Here is an 18,650-nt window from a genome sequence, read left to right on the forward strand (position 1 = left end):
GTAGGCTAATATTGAAATATAACGGTTTTTTTAAAGTACATTTTAATATTTTGACCTTGATAAATAATGGGTTTAAAGGCCATTTTTTTAATTGCTTTAACCGCTTCTTCTCTAAAACCTAAATCAGGAATTTTGTTATTTAGTATTTCAACGGATTCAATTTGACCATCTAATCCAACTAATAACCGAATTTGCACTTTAACAACTTTTGTATAGCCTAAGGAACGAGCCTCTTTCGGATACCTAGGAGCCGCATCCTGTAAAATTGTATAGGAAATACCACTCGAACCGAGTGCGGTATAGCTGCCATCACCATTAGCAGCAAATTGGCTATTACCAGATAATCTATTATTCCCTTTACCACTTTGACCACTTTCTGAAGCTGATGGGTTTGTGGAAGATTGATTTTCAGCAGCTGAATGGGGTGGTATTTCTTTAGCTGCTTCTTGTGAGCCTTGCTGCGTTTCATGGTTTATCTTATTGGCAATAAGTTGATTTTCTGTGTTATTTTTAGTGTTATTGTTCAGTAGCTTACTTTGTTCTTTTGGCTTTTTCCCTTGTACGGACTGACTGATTTCCGGTTTTGTTTTTTCTTTTGTTTTTTGTGTGAGTAAAGGCGATTCAACCGTGTTATCAACGGGAATATTCACAGGAATCAATGAATTTTTAAGTTGAGTTTTTGAAGGTATTTTACTTTCATTAGGTTGAGACTTGCTCATCTGCTTCTGTTGGGAAGCAGCTTCAGCCTTTGAAGGGGATTCTGATATAACTTCATGTGATTGCACTTGTTTTTTATTGCTCTGCTCTCCTGTGCCCCCTGAGGAGCCCATTTGTCCCCCTAGAGATAGAGTTATCGTTTCCATACCCTCGACTATAGGTATCGCCCTACCTGTTTGTAGGGCGATAAACATAATGGCAATAATATGGATAACGAGTGACAGTGCTAAAGCAAGTTTATAACGAAAAAACGGGTTTATAGTCACTGAAACATTTCCTGTTTTAATCAATAGGTAGCTTTAATGCCTGCAAAAAATGAGCGCTCATTTCCAGGAATTAATGAGCCATAACCTGCGGTAACATAGTCGTAGTAAGTTTTGTTCATTAAGTTAGTGACCCCGCCATATAATTCGATGTGTTCAATCGGCGCGTAACGAACACTGAGGTCAATGAGTTCACGTGATTTAACTACGCCATCTTCTTCTTTATTGGCATCAGAAAGGAAATTATTGTACGAACCATAATAGGTATACTGAATGTCTCCCGATAAATCATCGGTAAAATCGTATTTTACTTTTAGTTTAACGGAGTGCTCTGGCACTTTAGTTAAACCACTTTTCGTGTAATCAATGGTATTTTTGCCGTTTTCTTCCAAAAACTGGCGGCCATGATTGTTATAATCAGAACGTCCTCTGAGCCATGAATATGATTCTTGGAAGGTGAAATTACCGAGCGTTTGTTGGAAGTCAACATCGGCTCCCCAACGGCGAGTTTTCAACAAATTCATTGTCTTAGCATCATTGACACTAGTGAGATAAATACGATTTAGCTGGTTATTCGTATTAGATGTCCAGAATGTGATATTGACAGTACTAAATGCTAATTTATCTCTTAAACCGACCTCAAATAAGTCATATTTCTCATCTTCGGCCTTAGTCGGAGTATAAATTTTCTCACCATTAACGACAGATTGGTCGCTGATTTGCAAGCCATCGGGAAGGGTGTAGCCTCGTTCATATCGCCCATAAATTCGGCCAGTATCGCGATAAAGGTAAGCAAGAGAAAGTTCAGCTGCCGTATTCCAACGGTCTGAAGTGCCAGACCCATTTACTGTGCCACTTTTATCAAATGACCATTCCGACAATTCACGTCTCAACCCTTGAGTAAATACAAATTGATCTGATTTAAGACTGTTAAGAGCATAAATTGCCTTTGTTGTTTTATCATAATCAAAATTATGAGGAACCCCATAATATCGGCCTTTACTATCTTTTTTATAGCTCCCAATATAATGAATAGAAGCCTTTTGTTTGGCATAATCTACGCCAAAAAGTAGATTGCTATCATCGAGATAGCCGATATCTAATTTGATTTTTGTTCCGTGGCTTTTTTGATTAACTTTTTGTTCCCAGTTGGCATTATTAGTATAAAAACCATCAGTGTAGAAAACATCTGTAGCAAAATTGAGTTTTTCCGTAAATGCATTTTGGTAACTTAAATTATAGCTATCGACTTCGCGGTCACCGATCAAATAACCACTGATCGTTTTTTTAATTAGTTTACCATTCTCATCAATACCGACAGTGACGGTTTTGTCTGGTGGAACGTAGTCTTTACCATACTTTTTGATATTACGTGATGTGAGCGTTTTTACGTACTGAGAACTTTCAGTGAGATGACTTCCTCTCAACATGAGGCTTTGATCTGGAGTCAGATCCCATCTACCGCCTAGTGAATAATATTCTGAATTACGGTAGGTATCTTTATAGTAAAGATCACGGTTTAGTTTACTGGCAGTACCTAAAATTGAAAAGGTATCACTCACCCGAGCTCCCAAATTAGCATTTAAGCGATATCCTTCTGAGTTCCATTCAGATAAAACACTTGTTTTGGGATTAGCCATACTTCTCAGGTTTGACGTTATATTAATGACTCCACCTGCAGTCCCTGAGCCGTAAATAACGCTTCCGCCACCGGGAATGATTTCAATACGCTCAAGTTGTTCAACGGGAATAATATCGTAGTTAGTGGTATAAGGGTGATTTGCTAATGTGGTAATTGGAGCCCCATCAAGTAACACTTGTAGATTACGTTGTGAGGTTTCAGCCCCTTGTCCCCGCAAGTCAATATTACCTTGTCCAGAGGTATCGACACTAATACCAGGAACGGATTTAAGCACATCAGAGATTGTGCGGTTTCCTTTGCCTTGAATATCTTCTTTTGAAATAACAATAATTTGTTTGGTGTCTCGTAAACGTTCTATTTCAACATAGTCAGGTCGTGCATAACTATCTTGTAGCTCAATAGCATCAGTTGTTTCTTGAAGTTGTGGTGATTCAAGTTCTTTATTGGCTGCATGTGTCGTAAAAGAAAGTGTTGATAAAATAATGAAACAAATAAAACTTGGCTTAAATTTAACCATATTGTTTCCAACGGAGGAAATGTTTTTCATTGGAGTAGGCTTGCCCTTTGTAATGATAATGCAAATGATAATCAATCTTATTATATTATTATTGATTTCAAGATCAATTAATTTAAAACAATTTATAATATGGCTAATTATTTGATTTAAGTGGAAATAAATTGTTGACTTAGGCGGTATATCTTACTGAGTGGATAGTAACTTTTACGCTAGGTTAGGTGTGAAAATAGAGATAGGGGGACATTTACTCAGGTTGGATGCTCTCATTTAGCGATCTACTTCAAATTACTCAAATTAATTTCAAATTTTTAATTTTCTCTGATTCCCAAAATCAAATAGTAACCCTCTTGAAATGTAAGTATTTTTACCTATATCGAGTGCTGGTTAATCAAATCTAGGGATTAAAATATTTTTCTATAGCGCCGATAAAGTTAAATATTGTCAGATTATCCCACCAAAAGAGAAATTCTATGCAGAAACTTCGAAATTACTCAATTCGCACTGTGGTCTTCGTATTATTAAGTATTTTGTGTCTGATCTTGGGGGGAACGAATGTATACAGTGGTTGGTCATTATCACGTATTGCTGATGGAAATGATATTGATAGGCAATTGGTGCAACAAATGACCGTCCTTAGTCAAGGAAATGATCAGTATTTTCGTTTTGTCACACGACTAACTAGAGTCATGGAAAGTAAAAGCCAAGGGAAAGATGTGGATTATGCCCCTGTAAAAGAAGCGATGTCCAATATGGGGAAATATTTAGAGCAAATGAAGTCGATTTCTCCTGGACCGATGGATCCTGAAGTATCAGATTTGGTGATCAATAATTGGCAATCACTGCTAGATGATGGCGTCACGCCTCAACTCGCATTGAGTATGGACAACGATTCGGACAAATATTTAGCGCATGCCCATAATGTAACACCTGCATTAAGCCGAGCTTTTGGCGCTTCAATTCAGCAATTTAATCAGACGGCTGATGAATTGATCAGCCATACTCGGCAGAATGTCGATAGCGTGATAGATATTACACAAGTGGTCATGATCGTCACTGCAATATTAGGGATCTTCATGCTCATTTTTACGGATCGCTATATGGCAGAGATGATGCAAAAACCATTAGGGCTACTGAGGCAACATTTTACTCAAATTGCGAAAGGGGATTTAAGCCATCCTGTACAGCCGTTCGGAAATAGCTGTGTAGGAAAATTATTTCCAATACTTGAAGGGATGAGAAAAGATTTAAGTGAATCGGTCAATACAATCCGACAAGGAAGTGAAAATATTTATCTGGGGGCAAGTGAGATTTCAAACGGTAATAGCGATCTTTCATCTCGAACAGAAGAGCAGGCCGCCGCTTTAGAAGAGACGGCTGCGAGTATGGAGGAAATTACCGCTGCAGTTCAACTGAATATGGAAAACACACACCAAGCTAATCAATTAGTAGGCGAAGCGTTCGTGGTCGCTAATAAAGGGAATAGCATTGTTGATTCTGTTGTCGTGACCATGACTGAAATCTCCCAAAGCTCACAAAAAATAGCAGATATTATCAACATGATTAACGATATTAGTTTTCAAACGAATATCTTAGCGCTCAATGCGTCTATCGAAGCGGCTCGTGCTGGTGTGCATGGACGCGGTTTTATGGTAGTCGCTGCGGAAGTGCGCAAGTTAGCGAGCCACAGTGCGGAAGCCGCGATGGAAATTGAACGACTAATTGCCGATTCAGGAGCTTGCGTTCAGAAAGGAACGGGTTTGGTGAATGAAATGGGAAAAACGATGGAGAATATCTTACAGGGAATTAATGAGGTAACAGCAATTATGGAGCAAATCACCGTGGCTTCAGAAGAGCAGAGCAAAGGAATAGCCCAAGTTGGAGTCGCGATTACACAGATGGACGGCGTTACACAGCAAAATGCCTCTTTAGTTGAACAAGTGGCAACTGCAGCTAGTTCATTAGCGGGGCAAACGCAAGAATTACAACAAGCGGTTCAGCAGTTCAATTTATCCATACAAACGGTCTAGCACATTATTTTTGCAAATAAAAAGCCCTCACTGCATCACAGTGAGGGCTCACAAAAACACTGCATTAACCGACTAGGATTAGTTCATGCCGTATTTTTTCAGTTTCTTACGCAGAGTGCCGCGGTTGATACCCATCATCAGGGCTGCACGGGTCTGGTTTCCACGGGTATATTGCATAACCATGTCCAACAAAGGCTGTTCTACTTCAGCCAATACCAGCTCATATAAATCATTAACATCTTGATTATTTAATTGAGCAAAATAGTTCTTCAGTGCTTGCTTAACTGAGTCACGTAACGGTTTTTGAGTTACTTGATCTTGTGAATTTACAGTAGCAACGGTTAGTACGTCAGAATTTACGCGTTGTTCGAACATAGTTCTGTCAGCTCTTATCTTTATTTACGCAAAAATTTTCAAAAAATGCCTCCAACACCTCCAGCTGTTCGCTGGCATCCTCAATGGTGTTGAATGAGCGCCGAAACTGGTCATCAGGTGCATGTTCTTTTAAGTACCAAGAAACATGTTTGCGCGCTATACGGGCTCCTTTGCCTTGACCGTAAAAGTCGTGCAATTCCTGTACATGCGCTAGCATAATACGCTTGACCTCTGCCATTGGCATTGGTGGCAATATTTCACCTGTGTCCAGATAATGCTGGATTTCCCGGAAGATCCAGGGTCTTCCCTGAGCCGCTCTGCCTACCATCAAGGCATCCGCCCCTGTGTAGTCTAAAACAGCTCTGGCTTTTAGCGGGTCAGTAATGTCGCCATTGGCAATAACCGGAATGGTAACAGTCTGCTTAACTGCCCGAATATTGTCATATTCAGCTTCCCCATTAAACAGACAGGCTCTAGTTCTGCCATGAATAGTGAGAGCTTGAATGCCGCAATCTTCGGCCAATTTGGCAATCTCTATGCAGTTTCGCTCTTCAGGTGACCAGCCTGTGCGGATCTTAAGGGTGACAGGCACATCCACTGCTTTGACGACACCTTCAAGAATCGATTTAACGATGTCTGGATAGCGTAGTAGTGCAGAGCCTGCAAGCTTACGATTCACTTTTTTAGCTGGACAGCCCATGTTGATATCGATGATTTGAGCGCCACTCTCAACGTTGATTTGAGCCGCGGCAGCCATTTCATCGGGATCATTGCCAGCTATTTGCACGGAACGAACCCCAAGTTCATCGCGATGAACCATTCTGAGTCTAGATTTGTCGGTCTTCCAAACTTGAGGATTAGAAGAAAGCATCTCTGATACTGTCATCCCAGCACCCATGTCATAACAGAGCGACCTAAACGGTTTATCTGTAATGCCTGCCATGGGGGCAGCAATAAGACAGTTTCTCAACTGATATTGTCCGATTCGCATAACTAAATGGGGGCCATACTGTGACTGCAAGGGCGCGTATATTACGCATTTTTTACGAGATATGAAAGGACAAACTTTGAGCAAACGGTTATTTATCACTAATTTTTTTATCTTGCATCTTTGCAATTATAAAATTAGTTATATTTAACAAATAGTTAAGTAGGTATTATAACGATTTATTAAAATAACTGTTGTGCTGTTCAAATCTCGTGCAGAACAGATTATCGCCAGCTATTGAGCAATATTTGAGCTATAAGATAATCTATTCTGGCGTTGTTTTCAAAGAAATTATTCTCTAATTTTAATAAAAAAACTCATTAAAAATGCTTGACACCCGTAATCCTGCACCATTCTTCTTTTTCAGCAACAGGGTCGATTTCAAAAGTTGAACGATAAGCGTCAGCCACTCCTTCTGCTTGAGTGGCGAGCACGCCAGAAAGACCTAATAACCCACCTGGGCGGGGTAGCACGCTAATCATCGGGGCGAGCTCACGCAATGGGCCAGCAAGGATGTTAGCAACCACGACATCAGCTTGTAAGTCATTAGGCTGGTCTTTTGGTAGGTATAGAGATAAACGCTCTGAAACACCGTTACGTTGCGCATTATCGCGGCTTGCAGTGATAGCTTGAGGGTCGATGTCGATCCCGATCGCATGAGCGGCACCTAATTTTAATGCGGCGATCGCTAAAATCCCAGATCCGCAACCAAAATCGATCACTGTTTTACCTTCTAGATCAAGGCCATCTAACCATTGGAGGCACAATGAGGTGGTTGGATGCGTGCCAGTACCAAAAGCGAGGCCAGGATCTAACATTACGTTGACTGCCGTTGGATCGGGCACATCGCGCCAACTTGGGCAGATCCACAAGCGTTCCCCAAAGCGCATCGGATGAAAGTTATCCATCCATTCTCTTTCCCAATCTTTGTCTTCTAATTGTTCGATTTTATGGATAAAACCTGCACTCAATAGAGGACTATTTTCTAGTTGAGCAACGACAAGTTTCATGTCGGTTTCTGCGTCATATAGACCAATAACATCGGTGTCACCCCAAAGACGCGTTTCCCCCGGAAGCGGCTCAAAAACAGGAGTATCGTGGCTGTCTTGAAAGGTGACAGACACTGCACCGCTTTCGATTAACTCATCGCCAAGGGCTTCGGCATCTTTTGCGGTTGAGTTTAGTCTTATTTGTATCCAAGGCATTGTTTTTTCTCTTCTAAAATGCTCGTCATGCTTCACGCCATAGCGTTGTTGGCTGCGATCACTAACCCTAGTTACATACTGGTGTATGCTCCTAGGGATTAGCTCGTTTGCCGCCTATCTATGACGCGAATTATCTAGAGCATTGCATTTGTTCATTTACATTAGGTAACGCCAAATTCACCTATCAGTAGATAGGAATCAGTGAGTGCTAGTTACCTGTTCGTTTGCTGGTGATTGTACTGGATTTTTGCCAAAAAGATTACCTAGAAGGAAGGCAATAAGACTAAAAATCAGTGATGGGACGATAGCGTGAAAGCCCATGATTTCAATTTTAAAACTTGCCAATATGGCATAACTGACGCCTCCGATGACCATACCACTGATAGCACCTGTTCCATTGGCTTTTTCCCAGTAGAGCCCGAGGACTAATGGCCACAAGAAAACAGCTTCTAAACCACCAAAAGCCAGTAAATTCAGCCAGATAATCATCTGAGGCGGGTTCCATGCTGCAACTAAAAGCAATGCACCTAAGACCAAAGTGGAAAGGCTAGAGATCCGTGCAAGACGCTTTTCATTTTTGATTTGTGTTGGCATGGTATTCAGATAGATATCTTTTACGATGGTTGCCGAGGACTGTAGTAGTTGTGCGTTGATCGTTGACATAATTGCGGCCATCGGTGCCGCTAAGAAAATTCCCGCTGCAAATGGTGGTAGAACTTGTACCATCAAAGTAGGGATCACTTGGTCTGGGATTGTGAGGTCAGGTAAAATTGCACGACCGAGAGCTCCCGCAAAGTGCATACCAAACATCAGTATCGCCATGACGATGGTTCCCAAAATAATACCTCGATGAACTGCTTTACTGTCTTTATATGAAATACAACGTACCGCAGTATGAGGTAAACCAATCACCCCAAAACAGACTAAAACCCAAAACGAAGCTAAAAATGGCCCGCTTAAAATGTCATCTGCACCTTCAGGCGAAACCAATTTTGGGTCTATGGTATGCATTTTTTCTATGGCTGCGGGTAAACCACCTGCATGGTAAATAATTGCAACCAGCAGGATCACCGTACCTAAAAGCATCACTAGGCCTTGCAGTGCGTCATTCAGGACGCTGGCTCTAAACCCACCAATTGCGGTATAGAGTGCGATAGATACCCCAAAAATTATTAACCCGTAAGTATATGGAATACCTGCTGCTGTTTCTAATAAGCGCGCACCACCAATAAATTGCACTGTCATCGCGCCAAAAAAGGCAATGAGTAGGCTAACACTGGCAAACCACACTAAAAACCGACTTTGGTAGCGTGCATACAGCATATCGTTGAGTGTAACGGCATTATAGCGACGCGCCAAAATAGCAAATTTTTTACCTAGCACGCCGAGGGAAAGCCAAATCGCGGGGAGTTGGATCATCGCCAATAGCACCCAACCTAGGCCATATTTATAGGCAGCTCCCGGTCCTCCAATAAAAGAACTCGCACTGATATAGGTTGCTGTGATGGTCATCGCAAGGACAAAGCCGCCCATTGAACGATTACCTAAAAAGTATTCATTTAAAAACTCGCCTTTTGTTCGTTTTTTATATGCATAAATGGATAGCAAAAAGACGAGAGCTAGGTAGCCGACGAGAGGCAGGAGAACTTCAATCTGCATCATTCTCCTCCAAAGAGATGTCTTTAAAAATCAGTTTAACCATCATAATGCAGAGCAAAATAAAAATGATGGGTAAGATGAGACAAGACCATTCAAACCACAGTGGTAGCCCTGTAATTCCAAGCGTGTTGTCCGGTAGGTAGGCACTAATAACCCAGCCGACCAGATAGGCGATAGTCAAATAAAATGACCAGCGCGCTTCTTTATTTGATTGAAGAAAACGTTTATCCACCCGTTATTCCCCTTCATTCCCATAAAAATAATCAGCAATTGTACGATAATCTGTGGACTGAGTGTGAAAAATACCAGAAGAAAAGTGCACTAAAGCGTATTTAACACAAAAAAATACCGCAACGCAGGGCGTTACGGTATCGATTGACGATAAGTTAAACAGGTTATCGCTGACTTATTCAGCAATACCCAGTTTTTTCTCTAAATAGTGGATATTAGTTCCACCTTTTTGGAAGTTTTCATCGTTCATAATCATTTGGTGCAATTCAATATTGGTTTTAATACCATCGACGATTAATTCGTTTAACGCATTTTTCATACGAGAAATAGCGATTTCACGAGTTTCACCATAGGTAATTAATTTACCAATCATTGAGTCATAATACGGAGGTACAGTGTAGCCTGCGTAAATATGAGATTCCCAACGTACGCCAAAACCACCAGGTGAGTGGAAACGGGTGATTTTACCCGGGCTTGGGATGAAAGTATTCGGGTCTTCTGCGTTGATACGGCACTCAACAGCATGGCCATGCACCACGATATCTTCTTGCTTCACAGATAATGGTAACCCAGAGGCAACACGCAGTTGCTCTTTAATTAAGTCTACACCAGTGATCATTTCAGTTACTGGGTGTTCAACTTGAATACGGGTATTCATTTCAATGAAGTAGAACTCACCGTTTTCGAATAAAAATTCGAAGGTACCTGCACCGCGATAACCGATTTCAATACATGCATTAGCACAGCGCTCACCGATATTACGGCGAATTTCAGGTGTAATACCCGGTGCTGGTGCTTCTTCAACCACTTTTTGGTGGCGACGTTGCATTGAACAGTCACGCTCAGCCAAGTAAACCGCATGGCCTTGGCCATCAGCCATGACTTGAATTTCAATATGACGTGGGTTTTCAAGGAATTTTTCCATGTAAACCATATCATTATTAAAAGCGGATTTCGCTTCAGCACGTGTCAGGTTGATCGAAGATTCTAAATCTTTCTCATTGCGTACCACACGCATACCACGACCACCACCACCACCAGATGCTTTGATGATGACAGGGAAGCCGATACGTTTTGCGATGGCTTTATTTTTTTCAGTGTCGTTCCCTAATGGGCCATCAGAACCCGGAACACAAGGTACACCGGCTTTTTTCATCGCGTTAATTGCAGAAACTTTATCACCCATTAGGCGGATGGTTTCAGCTTTTGGACCGATAAAAACAAAACCAGAGTTTTCAACTTGTTCTGCAAAATCTGCGTTTTCAGCCAAGAAACCATATCCTGGGTGAATCGCTTGCGCACCTGAAATTTCCGCTGCGGAGATAATCGCAGGGATATTTAAGTAACTTTTCGCTGATGCTGCTGGGCCGATACAAATTGTTTCATCAGCCAGTAACACGTGTTTTAGATCGCTATCTGCCGTAGAGTGAACCGCTACTGTTTTGATGCCGAGTTCTTTACAGGCACGCAAAATACGTAATGCGATTTCTCCGCGGTTAGCAATAACAATTTTTTCCAGCATGGAAACGCCTCGTTATTCGATGACAACTAATGGCTCGTCAAATTCTACTGCATCACCGTTTTGCAACAGAATGGCTTTAACAACGCCTGCTTTATCTGCTTCGATTTGGTTCATCATTTTCATCGCTTCAACGATGCAAAGTGGGTCACCAACGCTGACCGTTTGACCAATCTCAACGAATGGTTTCGCTTCTGGGCTTGGCGCGCGGTAGAAAGTACCGACCATTGGTGAGCGAACCTGGTGACCTGCAACTGCAGCAGGTGCAGCTGGCGCTACCATAGCTTCAGATGGTGCAACCGCATTAGCCAGAGCAGGTTGTTGTGCAACCGGTGCAGAGTAATATTGTTGAGGTGCAGCCATAACCTGGGAAGCAGGTGAAACGCGGCTGATACGTACTGACTCTTCACCTTCAGAAATTTCCAGTTCAGAAATGCCAGACTCTTCGACCAGCTCGATCAGCTTTTTAATTTTACGAATATCCATGGATATGATTCCGTACTCTTATATTTGGATTGAATTAATTAGGCGCAGACGGTTAACCGCTGCCTGTAAAGCAAAACTATAACCATCAGCACCTAGACCACAAATTACACCGATTGCTTTATCGGAGAAATAAGAATGTTGGCGAAATGATTCCCTAGCGTGCACATTAGACAAGTGGATCTCGATAAACGGGATACTCACCGCGAGTAATGCATCACGTAGTGCAACACTGGTATGTGTGAATGCAGCCGGATTGATGAGAATAAAATCAACATCATGACGTGCAGCATGAATTTTATCGATTAGTTCAAATTCTGCGTTTGACTGAAAATGACTCAATTTTACCCCTAACTGGCTAGCCTCTGACTCCAGCTTGGATACGATATCGGCAAGAGTTTGGTTGCCGTATTTATCGGGTTCCCGTGTACCTAGCAGGTTTAGGTTTGGCCCATTCAAGAGTAAAATGTGAATATCTTCTGCCATTATGCTGCTACCTCCGACGATATTATCAATAGCCCGACAACATAACGCGATGCTAAGCGTTTGTCATCTTTTATCATAAAAATAAATGGATTTTCTACTGACAAGGTTCGTCATTATAATTATTTCGTGACATATAGCAGCAAAATACTGGTCTTATCAGAGAAAATACCCGAATTTATTTTAGAAAATGTGCGGTAATCCCTATTTAGGCGAAAGTACCGCAATAAATTGGTGACTAACCTCGCAGGTTAACTAGCGTACGCCCAGTCACTTCATTTTTTAAGAGTTTTTTTGCATATTCGACAGAATCTTCTAATTTAATCTCATTGCTGACTTGCTCATAGAAAGACGGAGGTAGAAGTTCCGCGAGTCGTTGCCATACTTTAGGGCGATTTACGGCAGGGTAGTAAACCGAATCTACACCTTGTAGGCGGACATTACGTAAAATAAATGGCATGACACTGGTTGGTAAGTCGAAGCCACCCGCTAAGCCGCAGGCGGCAACAGTCCCATTATAGTGTGTTTGCGCAAGAAGATTAGCGAGTAATTCACCACCTACTGTATCAATCGCACCCGCCCACAACTGTTTGTCTAATGGTTTAGCAGGATGAGTGAAATCACTACGAGGTAATACCCTCTTGGCACCTAAACTTTGCAGGTAGCTGCTGTTTTCTTCACGACCTGAAATCGCGACAACCTCATAACCTAATAAAGAGAGTAATTGCACGGCAGTACTACCTACACCACCGCTTGCACCACTTACGATGACTTCGCCTTTATCAGGAGTCACACCAGCTTCTTCTAGGGCATTTACGCAAAGCATTGCTGTAAAGCCGGCGGTGCCAATAACCATCGCTTGTTTTAAGGACAAATTTTCTGGAAGAGGGGTTAAATACTTTGCGGGGACTCTTGCTTGAGAGGCTAACCCGCCCCAATGCGTTTCACCCACCCCCCATCCAGTCAGTAGTACATGTTGGCCAACTTGGAAACGAGGGTCTTCACTGTGGTGGATCACACCTGAAAAATCGATACCGGGTACCATCGGGTATTGGCGAACAACGCCCGCTTTTCCACAAATAGCTAATGCATCTTTATAATTAAGTGTAGACCAATAAATATCGACTATAATATCTCCGGCTGGAAGCATTTCTGTAGTTAATGGTTGAATGCCAGAGACGATTTTTTCGTCAGTTTGTTGTAGGACGAGAGCTTTCATCTTTCACTCCTATATAATGATTAAATATGTATTTTGAAAATGACTAAAATTTGAGTGTATTTCATTGACGTAGTAACAGTATTTAAGCTATTAATATTGTAATTAATTTGTAAAAATTTATTTTTTTCTGGCATAAATAGGCTTTTATCATGCAAAATATCGCATCTTGACGGATTCATTTTGCATATTGACATAAATTTGCCGCGTTTCTGGTAGATAATAGAGCGAACACTCAGCGAATTCACCCAATTTGTATTGGAAATAGCCAGTGTGTAGCAATAATAAAAAGAACTAAATAATATTTGAACTTGTTGCCATAATAACTTGTCACACTGGGAAGAAAAAGATGGAGTATATAACAACCAAAGAATAGGTGTTTTTTTGTGTGTTTTTATCCTGTAGGTAAATAATACAATTAATATCTGTTTTTGGGGTTTTTATCTGCTTCGTTTAGATAAGAAGCATGTACAGTACGGTACGTGAAAAATAGATGAATTAACCATATTTTAGAAGCAGCTCATTAACGCCTTGAGACCGCTTCAAGTGGTTGGTAGAGTAGACGGGTTTAAATTCGTCCCCAGCTTGCAGGATAACTCTTTCGTTATGTTTAAAAAATTTCGTGGCATGTTTTCTAATGACTTGTCTATTGACTTGGGTACGGCCAATACCCTTATTTATGTCAAAGGACAAGGCGTAAAATTAAATGAACCCTCTGTAGTTGCTATTCGTCAAGACCGCTCTGGATCGCCAAAAAGCGTTGCTGCTGTCGGTGGTGAAGCGAAGCAGATGCTGGGACGTACACCAGGTAATATTTCGGCAATCAGGCCAATGAAAGACGGTGTTATCGCCGACTTTTTCCTGACTGAAAAAATGTTGCAACACTTCATCAAACAAGTTCATAGCAACAGTTTTTTACGCCCAAGTCCGCGAGTCCTTGTTTGTGTCCCTGTTGGTGCAACACAAGTTGAACGTAAAGCCATTCGTGAGTCAGCGTTAAGTGCGGGCGCACGGGAAGTCTTCTTAATTGAAGAACCTATGGCCGCAGCAATTGGTGCCGGGTTACCTGTATCAGAAGCAACAGGCTCAATGGTTGTTGATATTGGTGGTGGTACTACAGAAGTCGCTGTTATTTCGTTAAATGGCGTTGTTTACTCTTCATCTGTACGCATTGGTGGTGACCGTTTCGATGAGTCCATCATTAACTATGTACGTCGTAACTATGGCTCACTGATAGGTGAAGCGACAGCAGAACGCATCAAGCATGGAATTGGCTCTGCATTCCCAACAGATGAAGTTTACGAGATTGAAGTTCGCGGTCGTAACCTTGCGGAAGGTGTGCCACGCGGATTTAAGATGAACTCCAATGAAATTTTAGAAGCATTGCAAGAACCGCTTACAGGAATTGTCAGCGCAGTCATGCTAGCACTTGAACAGTGTCCTCCTGAACTGGCCTCAGATATCTCAGAGCGCGGTATGGTCTTAACCGGTGGTGGCGCGCTTCTTCGTAATTTAGATCGCTTATTGATGGAAGAAACTGGTATCCCAGTTATCGTTGCTGAAGATCCTCTAACTTGTGTCGCTCGTGGTGGCGGTAAAGCGTTAGAAATGATTGATATGCACGGTGGCGACCTGTTTAGCGAAGACTAAATGGCCTTTTAGAAACAGTTGGGGCTGTCCCCAACTGTTTTGACTATTTTTTGTTCCTCTGACATTAGTGAAACTTAGCCACACATGAAGCCAATTTTTAGGCGAGGTCCATCCCTACAGCTACGCATTTTTATTGCGGTAATCATTGCACTTGTACTGGTGGTGATTGACCATCGCTTTGAGCCTTTCAATAAAGTCCGTAACTACTTAGACACGGCGGTTAGCCCATTCTATTTTTTAGCCAATGGCCCACGTCAATTTCTAGATAATATCTCCGAAAGCTTCTCTTCAAGAGAACAATTGCAATTCGAAAATAAAGCCTTACGCCAAGAGCTATTACTGAAAAAAGCGGACAACTTGCTTTTAGAACAACTTAAGCAGGAAAATGCGCGGTTAAGGGAGTTACTTGGTTCGCCACTTCGTCAAGATGAACACATGATGGTCACTCAAGTTATTTCAGGCGCGAATACGCCATATCGTGACCAAGTGGTTATAGACAAGGGCAGCAATGAAGGCGTTTATGAAGGGCAGCCCGTTATTAGTGATAAAGGCGTAGTTGGTCAAGTGGTTGGGGTTAGTAACTTTAATAGCCGTGTTCTGTTAATTTGCGACACTACCCATGCACTGCCAGTACAAGTATTACGTAATGATGTCCGTGTTATTGCTGCAGGCTCTGGATGTGCTGATGATATCCAATTAGAACCGTTGCCTGAAAATACCGATATTCGTGTTGGTGATGTCCTTGTCACGTCAGGGTTAGGAGGGCGTTTCCCCGAAGGTTATCCTGTAGGGGTGGTCTCTGCCGTAAAACACGACACACAACGTGCTTATACTATTATCAGCGCGAAGCCGAGTGCCGAATTGCAGCGTTTACGCTACCTTCTGCTACTATGGGGAAATGATAGCGACCCTAAAACGCCACTACAGCCTTCGGAAGTTTATCGTGCAGCAAATGAACGATTAATGAAAGTATTGCCGCAAGTGTTACCTAATCCGAATGAAATTCAGGGGCCTCCATTGCCACCATCAATGGCTCCGACGTCACAACCATAAGTAGAGGAAACACAGTATGGTTATGGGCAAGAGAGTAAATTAGCATGGATGAGTATCGCGGAAATGGCCGTGCCATCATTTGGTTATCGTTTTTTATTGCGTTGATTTTACAAGTCATGCCTTGGCCGGAACAACTCAGTTTTTACCGGCCATCATGGCTTCTGTTGATTCTCACTTATTGGGTGATGGCATTACCACACCGAGTGAGTGTTGGTACGAGTTTTATTTTAGGGATTATCGTAGATTCCATTCAGGGCTCTGCACTGGGAGTGCATGCTCTTTCTTTTAGCATTATTTGCTATCTCGTCTCTTATAAACACCAATTGTTGCGTAATATGGCGTTGTGGCAGCAAGCTCTGGTGATTATGTTACTCACTATCATTCAAGATCTTGCTGTTTTTTGGGCTGAATTTCTATCATCACAAGTATTATTCCACCCGCAAGTATTTTGGAATAGCTTAGTGAATGGTATTCTATGGCCATGGCTCTTTTTGCTTTTACGTAAAATTCGTCGGCAATTTTCAGTATGTTAGGGTGTTAGTTGTCGGTCTGACTGGGAATACAGTTTATGTGTTTAATTTATCTTGCGTCCGGCTCACCCCGTCGACGTGAACTTGTTCAGCAACTTAATTATACCTTTGAGGTTTTACGTCCAGAGGTAGAAGAACAGTGGCAGGAGGGGGAGTTGCCTCAAGACTATGTTCAACGTCTTGCACGAGATAAATCTTTAGCTGGTGTTGCGATTGCACCCGATAATCAACCAGTTTTGGGCGCAGATACAATCGTTGTTCTCGCAGGGGAAATTTTAGAAAAACCGCGAGATAATCAGCACGCAGAAGAGATGCTAAGTGCATTATCAGGAAAAACCCATCAAGTCATGACGGCTATTGCCTTATCCAACCGTCAACAGACAATGCAGTCACTAATTGTGACAGATGTGACATTCCGCGAGTTATCTTTAATCGAAATACGGGACTATATACAATCTGGTGAGCCAATGGATAAGGCAGGCGCTTATGGAATACAAGGAATTGGTGGGCGTTTTATACGTAAAATTAATGGCAGCTACCATGGGGTTGTTGGTTTACCACTGGTTGAAACAGACGAGCTAATTCAGCGATTTTTAGCGTTAAGTGATGGTAAGGGGAAGTCATGACTGCGGAACTATTAGTAAACATTACGCCATCTGAAACGCGCGTTGCTTATATTGATGGTGGGATATTACAAGAAATTCATGTTGAACGAGAAGCAAAAAGAGGGCTAGTAGGGAATATTTACAAAGGCCGTGTGAGCCGTGTTTTACCGGGAATGCAGGCGGCCTTTGTTGATATTGGTCTAGATAAAGCCGCTTTTTTGCATGCTTCTGACATTATGCCTCATACGGAATGTATTGCGGGTGATGAACAAAAAAACTTTCATGTCAGGGATATTGCGGAGCTCGTTAAGCAAGGACAAGATTTAATCGTCCAAGTTGTTAAAGACCCCCTTGGTACCAAAGGTGCTCGCCTAACTACGGATATTACACTCCCTTCTCGCTATTTGGTCTTTATGCCAGGAGCTTCCCATGTGGGAGTTTCACAACGTATTGAAAGTGAAGATGAAAGAGAACGCCTAAAAGAGTGTGTTTCACAGTATTGTGATGAAAATGGGGGCTTTATCATTCGTACGGCAGCAGAAGGGGTCGGGGAAGAGGAAGTTAAACAGGATGCCGCATTCTTAAAACGCCTGTGGGCAAAAGTGATTGAACGAAAAAAACGCAATGTGACTCGCACTAAAATTTATGGTGAATTAGCACTTGCTTACCGCATTATTCGTGATTTTGCCGGCGCTCACCTTGATCGCATTCGTGTTGACTCTCGTTTGACCTATACTCAATTACAAGAATTTATCGAAGAGTATGTGCCAGAAATGACAGCTAAGCTCGAACTCTATCAAGGGAATCAGCCGATATTTGACTTGTTTGACGTTGAAAACGAAATTCAGCGAGCAATGGACCGAAAAGTGGAGCTAAAATCAGGTGGTTATTTGATTATAGACCAAACTGAAGCCATGACGACCATTGATATTAATACGGGCGCATTTGTTGGGCACCGTAATCTTGAAGAAACTATCTTTAATACCAATATCGAAGCAACCCAAGCGATAGCAAGGCAACTGCGTTTACGCAACTTAGGCGGCATTATTATTATTGATTTTATTGATATGGCTGACCCGGAACATCGCCGCCGTGTATTAGCGTCATTAGAGCAGGCATTGAGTAAAGATAAAGTTAAAACAACCATTAATGGTTTTTCGCAACTGGGCTTAGTCGAAATGACGCGTAAGCGTACAAGAGAAAGCTTAGAACACGTATTATGTGATGATTGCCCGACTTGCCAAGGGCGCGGAACCGTTAAGTCGGTAGAAACGGTATGTTATGAAATTTTACGTGAAATAGTTCGTGTTCACCGTACTATCGATGCAGATAGGTTCTTAGTTTATGCATCCCAAGCGGTGGTTGATGTCCTTAAAGGGGATGAGTCACACGCCCTTGCAGAAGTTGAAATTTTTGTTGGAAAGCAAGTTAAAGTTCAGACTGAACCTCTTTACAGTCAGGAACGTTTTGATGTCGTAATGATGTAA

17 protein-coding genes are annotated in these 18,650 nt (G+C 42.0%); 6 read left to right on the top strand and 11 right to left on the bottom strand.

Translation table 11 applies throughout. The features are described from left to right. Positions 1–5 precede the first annotated feature (5 nt). Both M1F25_RS04820 and M1F25_RS04825 read right to left on the bottom strand, forming a co-directional pair. The gene (locus M1F25_RS04820; RefSeq protein ID WP_141240674.1) at positions 6–1,007 is read right to left on the bottom strand and encodes an energy transducer TonB; all 1,002 of its coding nucleotides are present in this window, start codon (positions 1,005–1,007) and stop codon (positions 6–8) included. Continuing rightward, complete coding sequence (locus M1F25_RS04825; protein WP_232368723.1) at positions 1,004–3,139, bottom strand: TonB-dependent receptor; 2,136 nt, start codon at positions 3,137–3,139, stop codon at positions 1,004–1,006. The genes M1F25_RS04820 and M1F25_RS04825 overlap by 4 nt, the downstream gene beginning before the upstream one ends. 470 nt (positions 3,140–3,609) lie before the next feature. On the opposite strand from M1F25_RS04825, the gene M1F25_RS04830 reads away from it, so the two are divergent. Then, positions 3,610–5,166, top strand: a complete 1,557-nt coding sequence (locus M1F25_RS04830) for a methyl-accepting chemotaxis protein (protein ID WP_094961487.1) — start codon at positions 3,610–3,612, stop codon at positions 5,164–5,166. A 78-nt stretch (positions 5,167–5,244) separates the two neighbouring features. Here M1F25_RS04830 and fis read toward each other — a convergent pair whose 3' ends face one another. From fis to M1F25_RS04875, 9 genes are all read right to left on the bottom strand, one after another. After that, positions 5,245–5,541, bottom strand: coding sequence for a DNA-binding transcriptional regulator Fis (fis, locus tag M1F25_RS04835; RefSeq protein ID WP_004258438.1), 297 nt, complete (start codon positions 5,539–5,541; stop codon positions 5,245–5,247). A gap of 7 nt (positions 5,542–5,548) precedes the next feature. Then, the gene (gene dusB, locus M1F25_RS04840; RefSeq protein WP_004258432.1) at positions 5,549–6,532 is read right to left on the bottom strand and encodes a tRNA dihydrouridine synthase DusB; all 984 of its coding nucleotides are present in this window, start codon (positions 6,530–6,532) and stop codon (positions 5,549–5,551) included. 317 nt (positions 6,533–6,849) lie between these two features. Continuing rightward, positions 6,850–7,734, bottom strand: a complete 885-nt coding sequence (gene prmA, locus M1F25_RS04845) for a 50S ribosomal protein L11 methyltransferase (RefSeq protein WP_181489378.1) — start codon at positions 7,732–7,734, stop codon at positions 6,850–6,852. Positions 7,735–7,932: 198 nt separating this feature from the next. Continuing rightward, entirely contained in the window at positions 7,933–9,393 is a 1,461-nt protein-coding gene (panF, locus tag M1F25_RS04850; RefSeq protein WP_036958029.1) for a sodium/pantothenate symporter, read from the bottom strand. Beyond that, entirely contained in the window at positions 9,383–9,625 is a 243-nt protein-coding gene (locus tag M1F25_RS04855; protein ID WP_004258419.1) for a DUF997 family protein, read from the bottom strand. Before M1F25_RS04855 ends, panF begins: the two co-directional genes overlap by 11 nt. A gap of 174 nt (positions 9,626–9,799) precedes the next feature. Then, positions 9,800–11,146: an acetyl-CoA carboxylase biotin carboxylase subunit gene (accC, locus tag M1F25_RS04860; protein ID WP_004258411.1), complete on the bottom strand. Its 1,347-nt coding sequence runs from the start codon at positions 11,144–11,146 to the stop codon at positions 9,800–9,802. A gap of 12 nt (positions 11,147–11,158) precedes the next feature. Beyond that, complete coding sequence (gene accB / locus M1F25_RS04865) at positions 11,159–11,629, bottom strand: acetyl-CoA carboxylase biotin carboxyl carrier protein (RefSeq protein ID WP_004258405.1); 471 nt, start codon at positions 11,627–11,629, stop codon at positions 11,159–11,161. 18 nt (positions 11,630–11,647) lie between these two features. Then, positions 11,648–12,112 (bottom strand): type II 3-dehydroquinate dehydratase, encoded by a 465-nt coding sequence (aroQ, locus tag M1F25_RS04870; protein WP_004258402.1) that lies wholly within the window; start codon positions 12,110–12,112, stop codon positions 11,648–11,650. Positions 12,113–12,347: 235 nt separating this feature from the next. Next, entirely contained in the window at positions 12,348–13,328 is a 981-nt protein-coding gene (locus M1F25_RS04875; RefSeq protein ID WP_094961507.1) for an oxidoreductase, read from the bottom strand. Between the two features lie 603 nt (positions 13,329–13,931). Here M1F25_RS04875 and M1F25_RS04880 point away from each other — a divergent pair. The 5 genes from M1F25_RS04880 (at position 13,932) to rng (ending at position 18,650) form a co-directional block, all read left to right on the top strand. Next, entirely contained in the window at positions 13,932–14,975 is a 1,044-nt protein-coding gene (locus M1F25_RS04880; protein WP_004908213.1) for a rod shape-determining protein, read from the top strand. 84 nt (positions 14,976–15,059) lie between these two features. Beyond that, positions 15,060–16,028 carry a rod shape-determining protein MreC gene (gene mreC / locus M1F25_RS04885; RefSeq protein WP_004258388.1) on the top strand — a complete coding sequence of 323 codons (969 nt, stop codon included), beginning with the start codon at positions 15,060–15,062 and terminating at the stop codon, positions 16,026–16,028. Between the two features lie 44 nt (positions 16,029–16,072). Next, positions 16,073–16,561: a rod shape-determining protein MreD gene (mreD, locus tag M1F25_RS04890; protein WP_004258382.1), complete on the top strand. Its 489-nt coding sequence runs from the start codon at positions 16,073–16,075 to the stop codon at positions 16,559–16,561. Between the two features lie 35 nt (positions 16,562–16,596). Continuing rightward, on the top strand, positions 16,597–17,184 hold the full coding sequence (locus M1F25_RS04895) for a Maf family protein (RefSeq protein ID WP_096864402.1): 588 nt from the start codon (positions 16,597–16,599) through the stop codon (positions 17,182–17,184). Further along, a complete protein-coding gene (gene rng / locus M1F25_RS04900; protein WP_004258373.1) occupies positions 17,181–18,650 on the top strand; it encodes a ribonuclease G in 1,470 nt (489 codons plus the stop codon). The genes M1F25_RS04895 and rng overlap by 4 nt, the downstream gene beginning before the upstream one ends.

Origin of the sequence: Providencia sp. PROV109 (assembly GCF_033681625.1) — a bacterium.
GTDB lineage: Bacteria > Pseudomonadota > Gammaproteobacteria > Enterobacterales > Enterobacteriaceae > Providencia > Providencia hangzhouensis.

Excerpts from the sequence above, each read along its gene's own strand:
- prmA (WP_181489378.1), bottom strand. The coding sequence starts at position 7,734 with ATGCCTTGGATACAAATAAGACTAAACTCAACCGCAAAAGATGCCGAA.
- M1F25_RS04830 (WP_094961487.1), top strand. The coding sequence starts at position 3,610 with ATGCAGAAACTTCGAAATTACTCAATTCGCACTGTGGTCTTCGTATTA.
- accC (WP_004258411.1), bottom strand. The coding sequence starts at position 11,146 with ATGCTGGAAAAAATTGTTATTGCTAACCGCGGAGAAATCGCATTACGT.
- M1F25_RS04875 (WP_094961507.1), bottom strand. The coding sequence starts at position 13,328 with ATGAAAGCTCTCGTCCTACAACAAACTGACGAAAAAATCGTCTCTGGC.
- mreC (WP_004258388.1), top strand. The coding sequence starts at position 15,060 with ATGAAGCCAATTTTTAGGCGAGGTCCATCCCTACAGCTACGCATTTTT.
- M1F25_RS04880 (WP_004908213.1), top strand. The coding sequence starts at position 13,932 with ATGTTTAAAAAATTTCGTGGCATGTTTTCTAATGACTTGTCTATTGAC.
- dusB (WP_004258432.1), bottom strand. The coding sequence starts at position 6,532 with ATGCGAATCGGACAATATCAGTTGAGAAACTGTCTTATTGCTGCCCCC.
- M1F25_RS04895 (WP_096864402.1), top strand. The coding sequence starts at position 16,597 with ATGTGTTTAATTTATCTTGCGTCCGGCTCACCCCGTCGACGTGAACTT.
- rng (WP_004258373.1), top strand. The coding sequence starts at position 17,181 with ATGACTGCGGAACTATTAGTAAACATTACGCCATCTGAAACGCGCGTT.
- accB (WP_004258405.1), bottom strand. The coding sequence starts at position 11,629 with ATGGATATTCGTAAAATTAAAAAGCTGATCGAGCTGGTCGAAGAGTCT.
- fis (WP_004258438.1), bottom strand. The coding sequence starts at position 5,541 with ATGTTCGAACAACGCGTAAATTCTGACGTACTAACCGTTGCTACTGTA.
- aroQ (WP_004258402.1), bottom strand. The coding sequence starts at position 12,112 with ATGGCAGAAGATATTCACATTTTACTCTTGAATGGGCCAAACCTAAAC.
- M1F25_RS04825 (WP_232368723.1), bottom strand. The coding sequence starts at position 3,139 with ATGGTTAAATTTAAGCCAAGTTTTATTTGTTTCATTATTTTATCAACA.
- panF (WP_036958029.1), bottom strand. The coding sequence starts at position 9,393 with ATGCAGATTGAAGTTCTCCTGCCTCTCGTCGGCTACCTAGCTCTCGTC.
- mreD (WP_004258382.1), top strand. The coding sequence starts at position 16,073 with ATGGATGAGTATCGCGGAAATGGCCGTGCCATCATTTGGTTATCGTTT.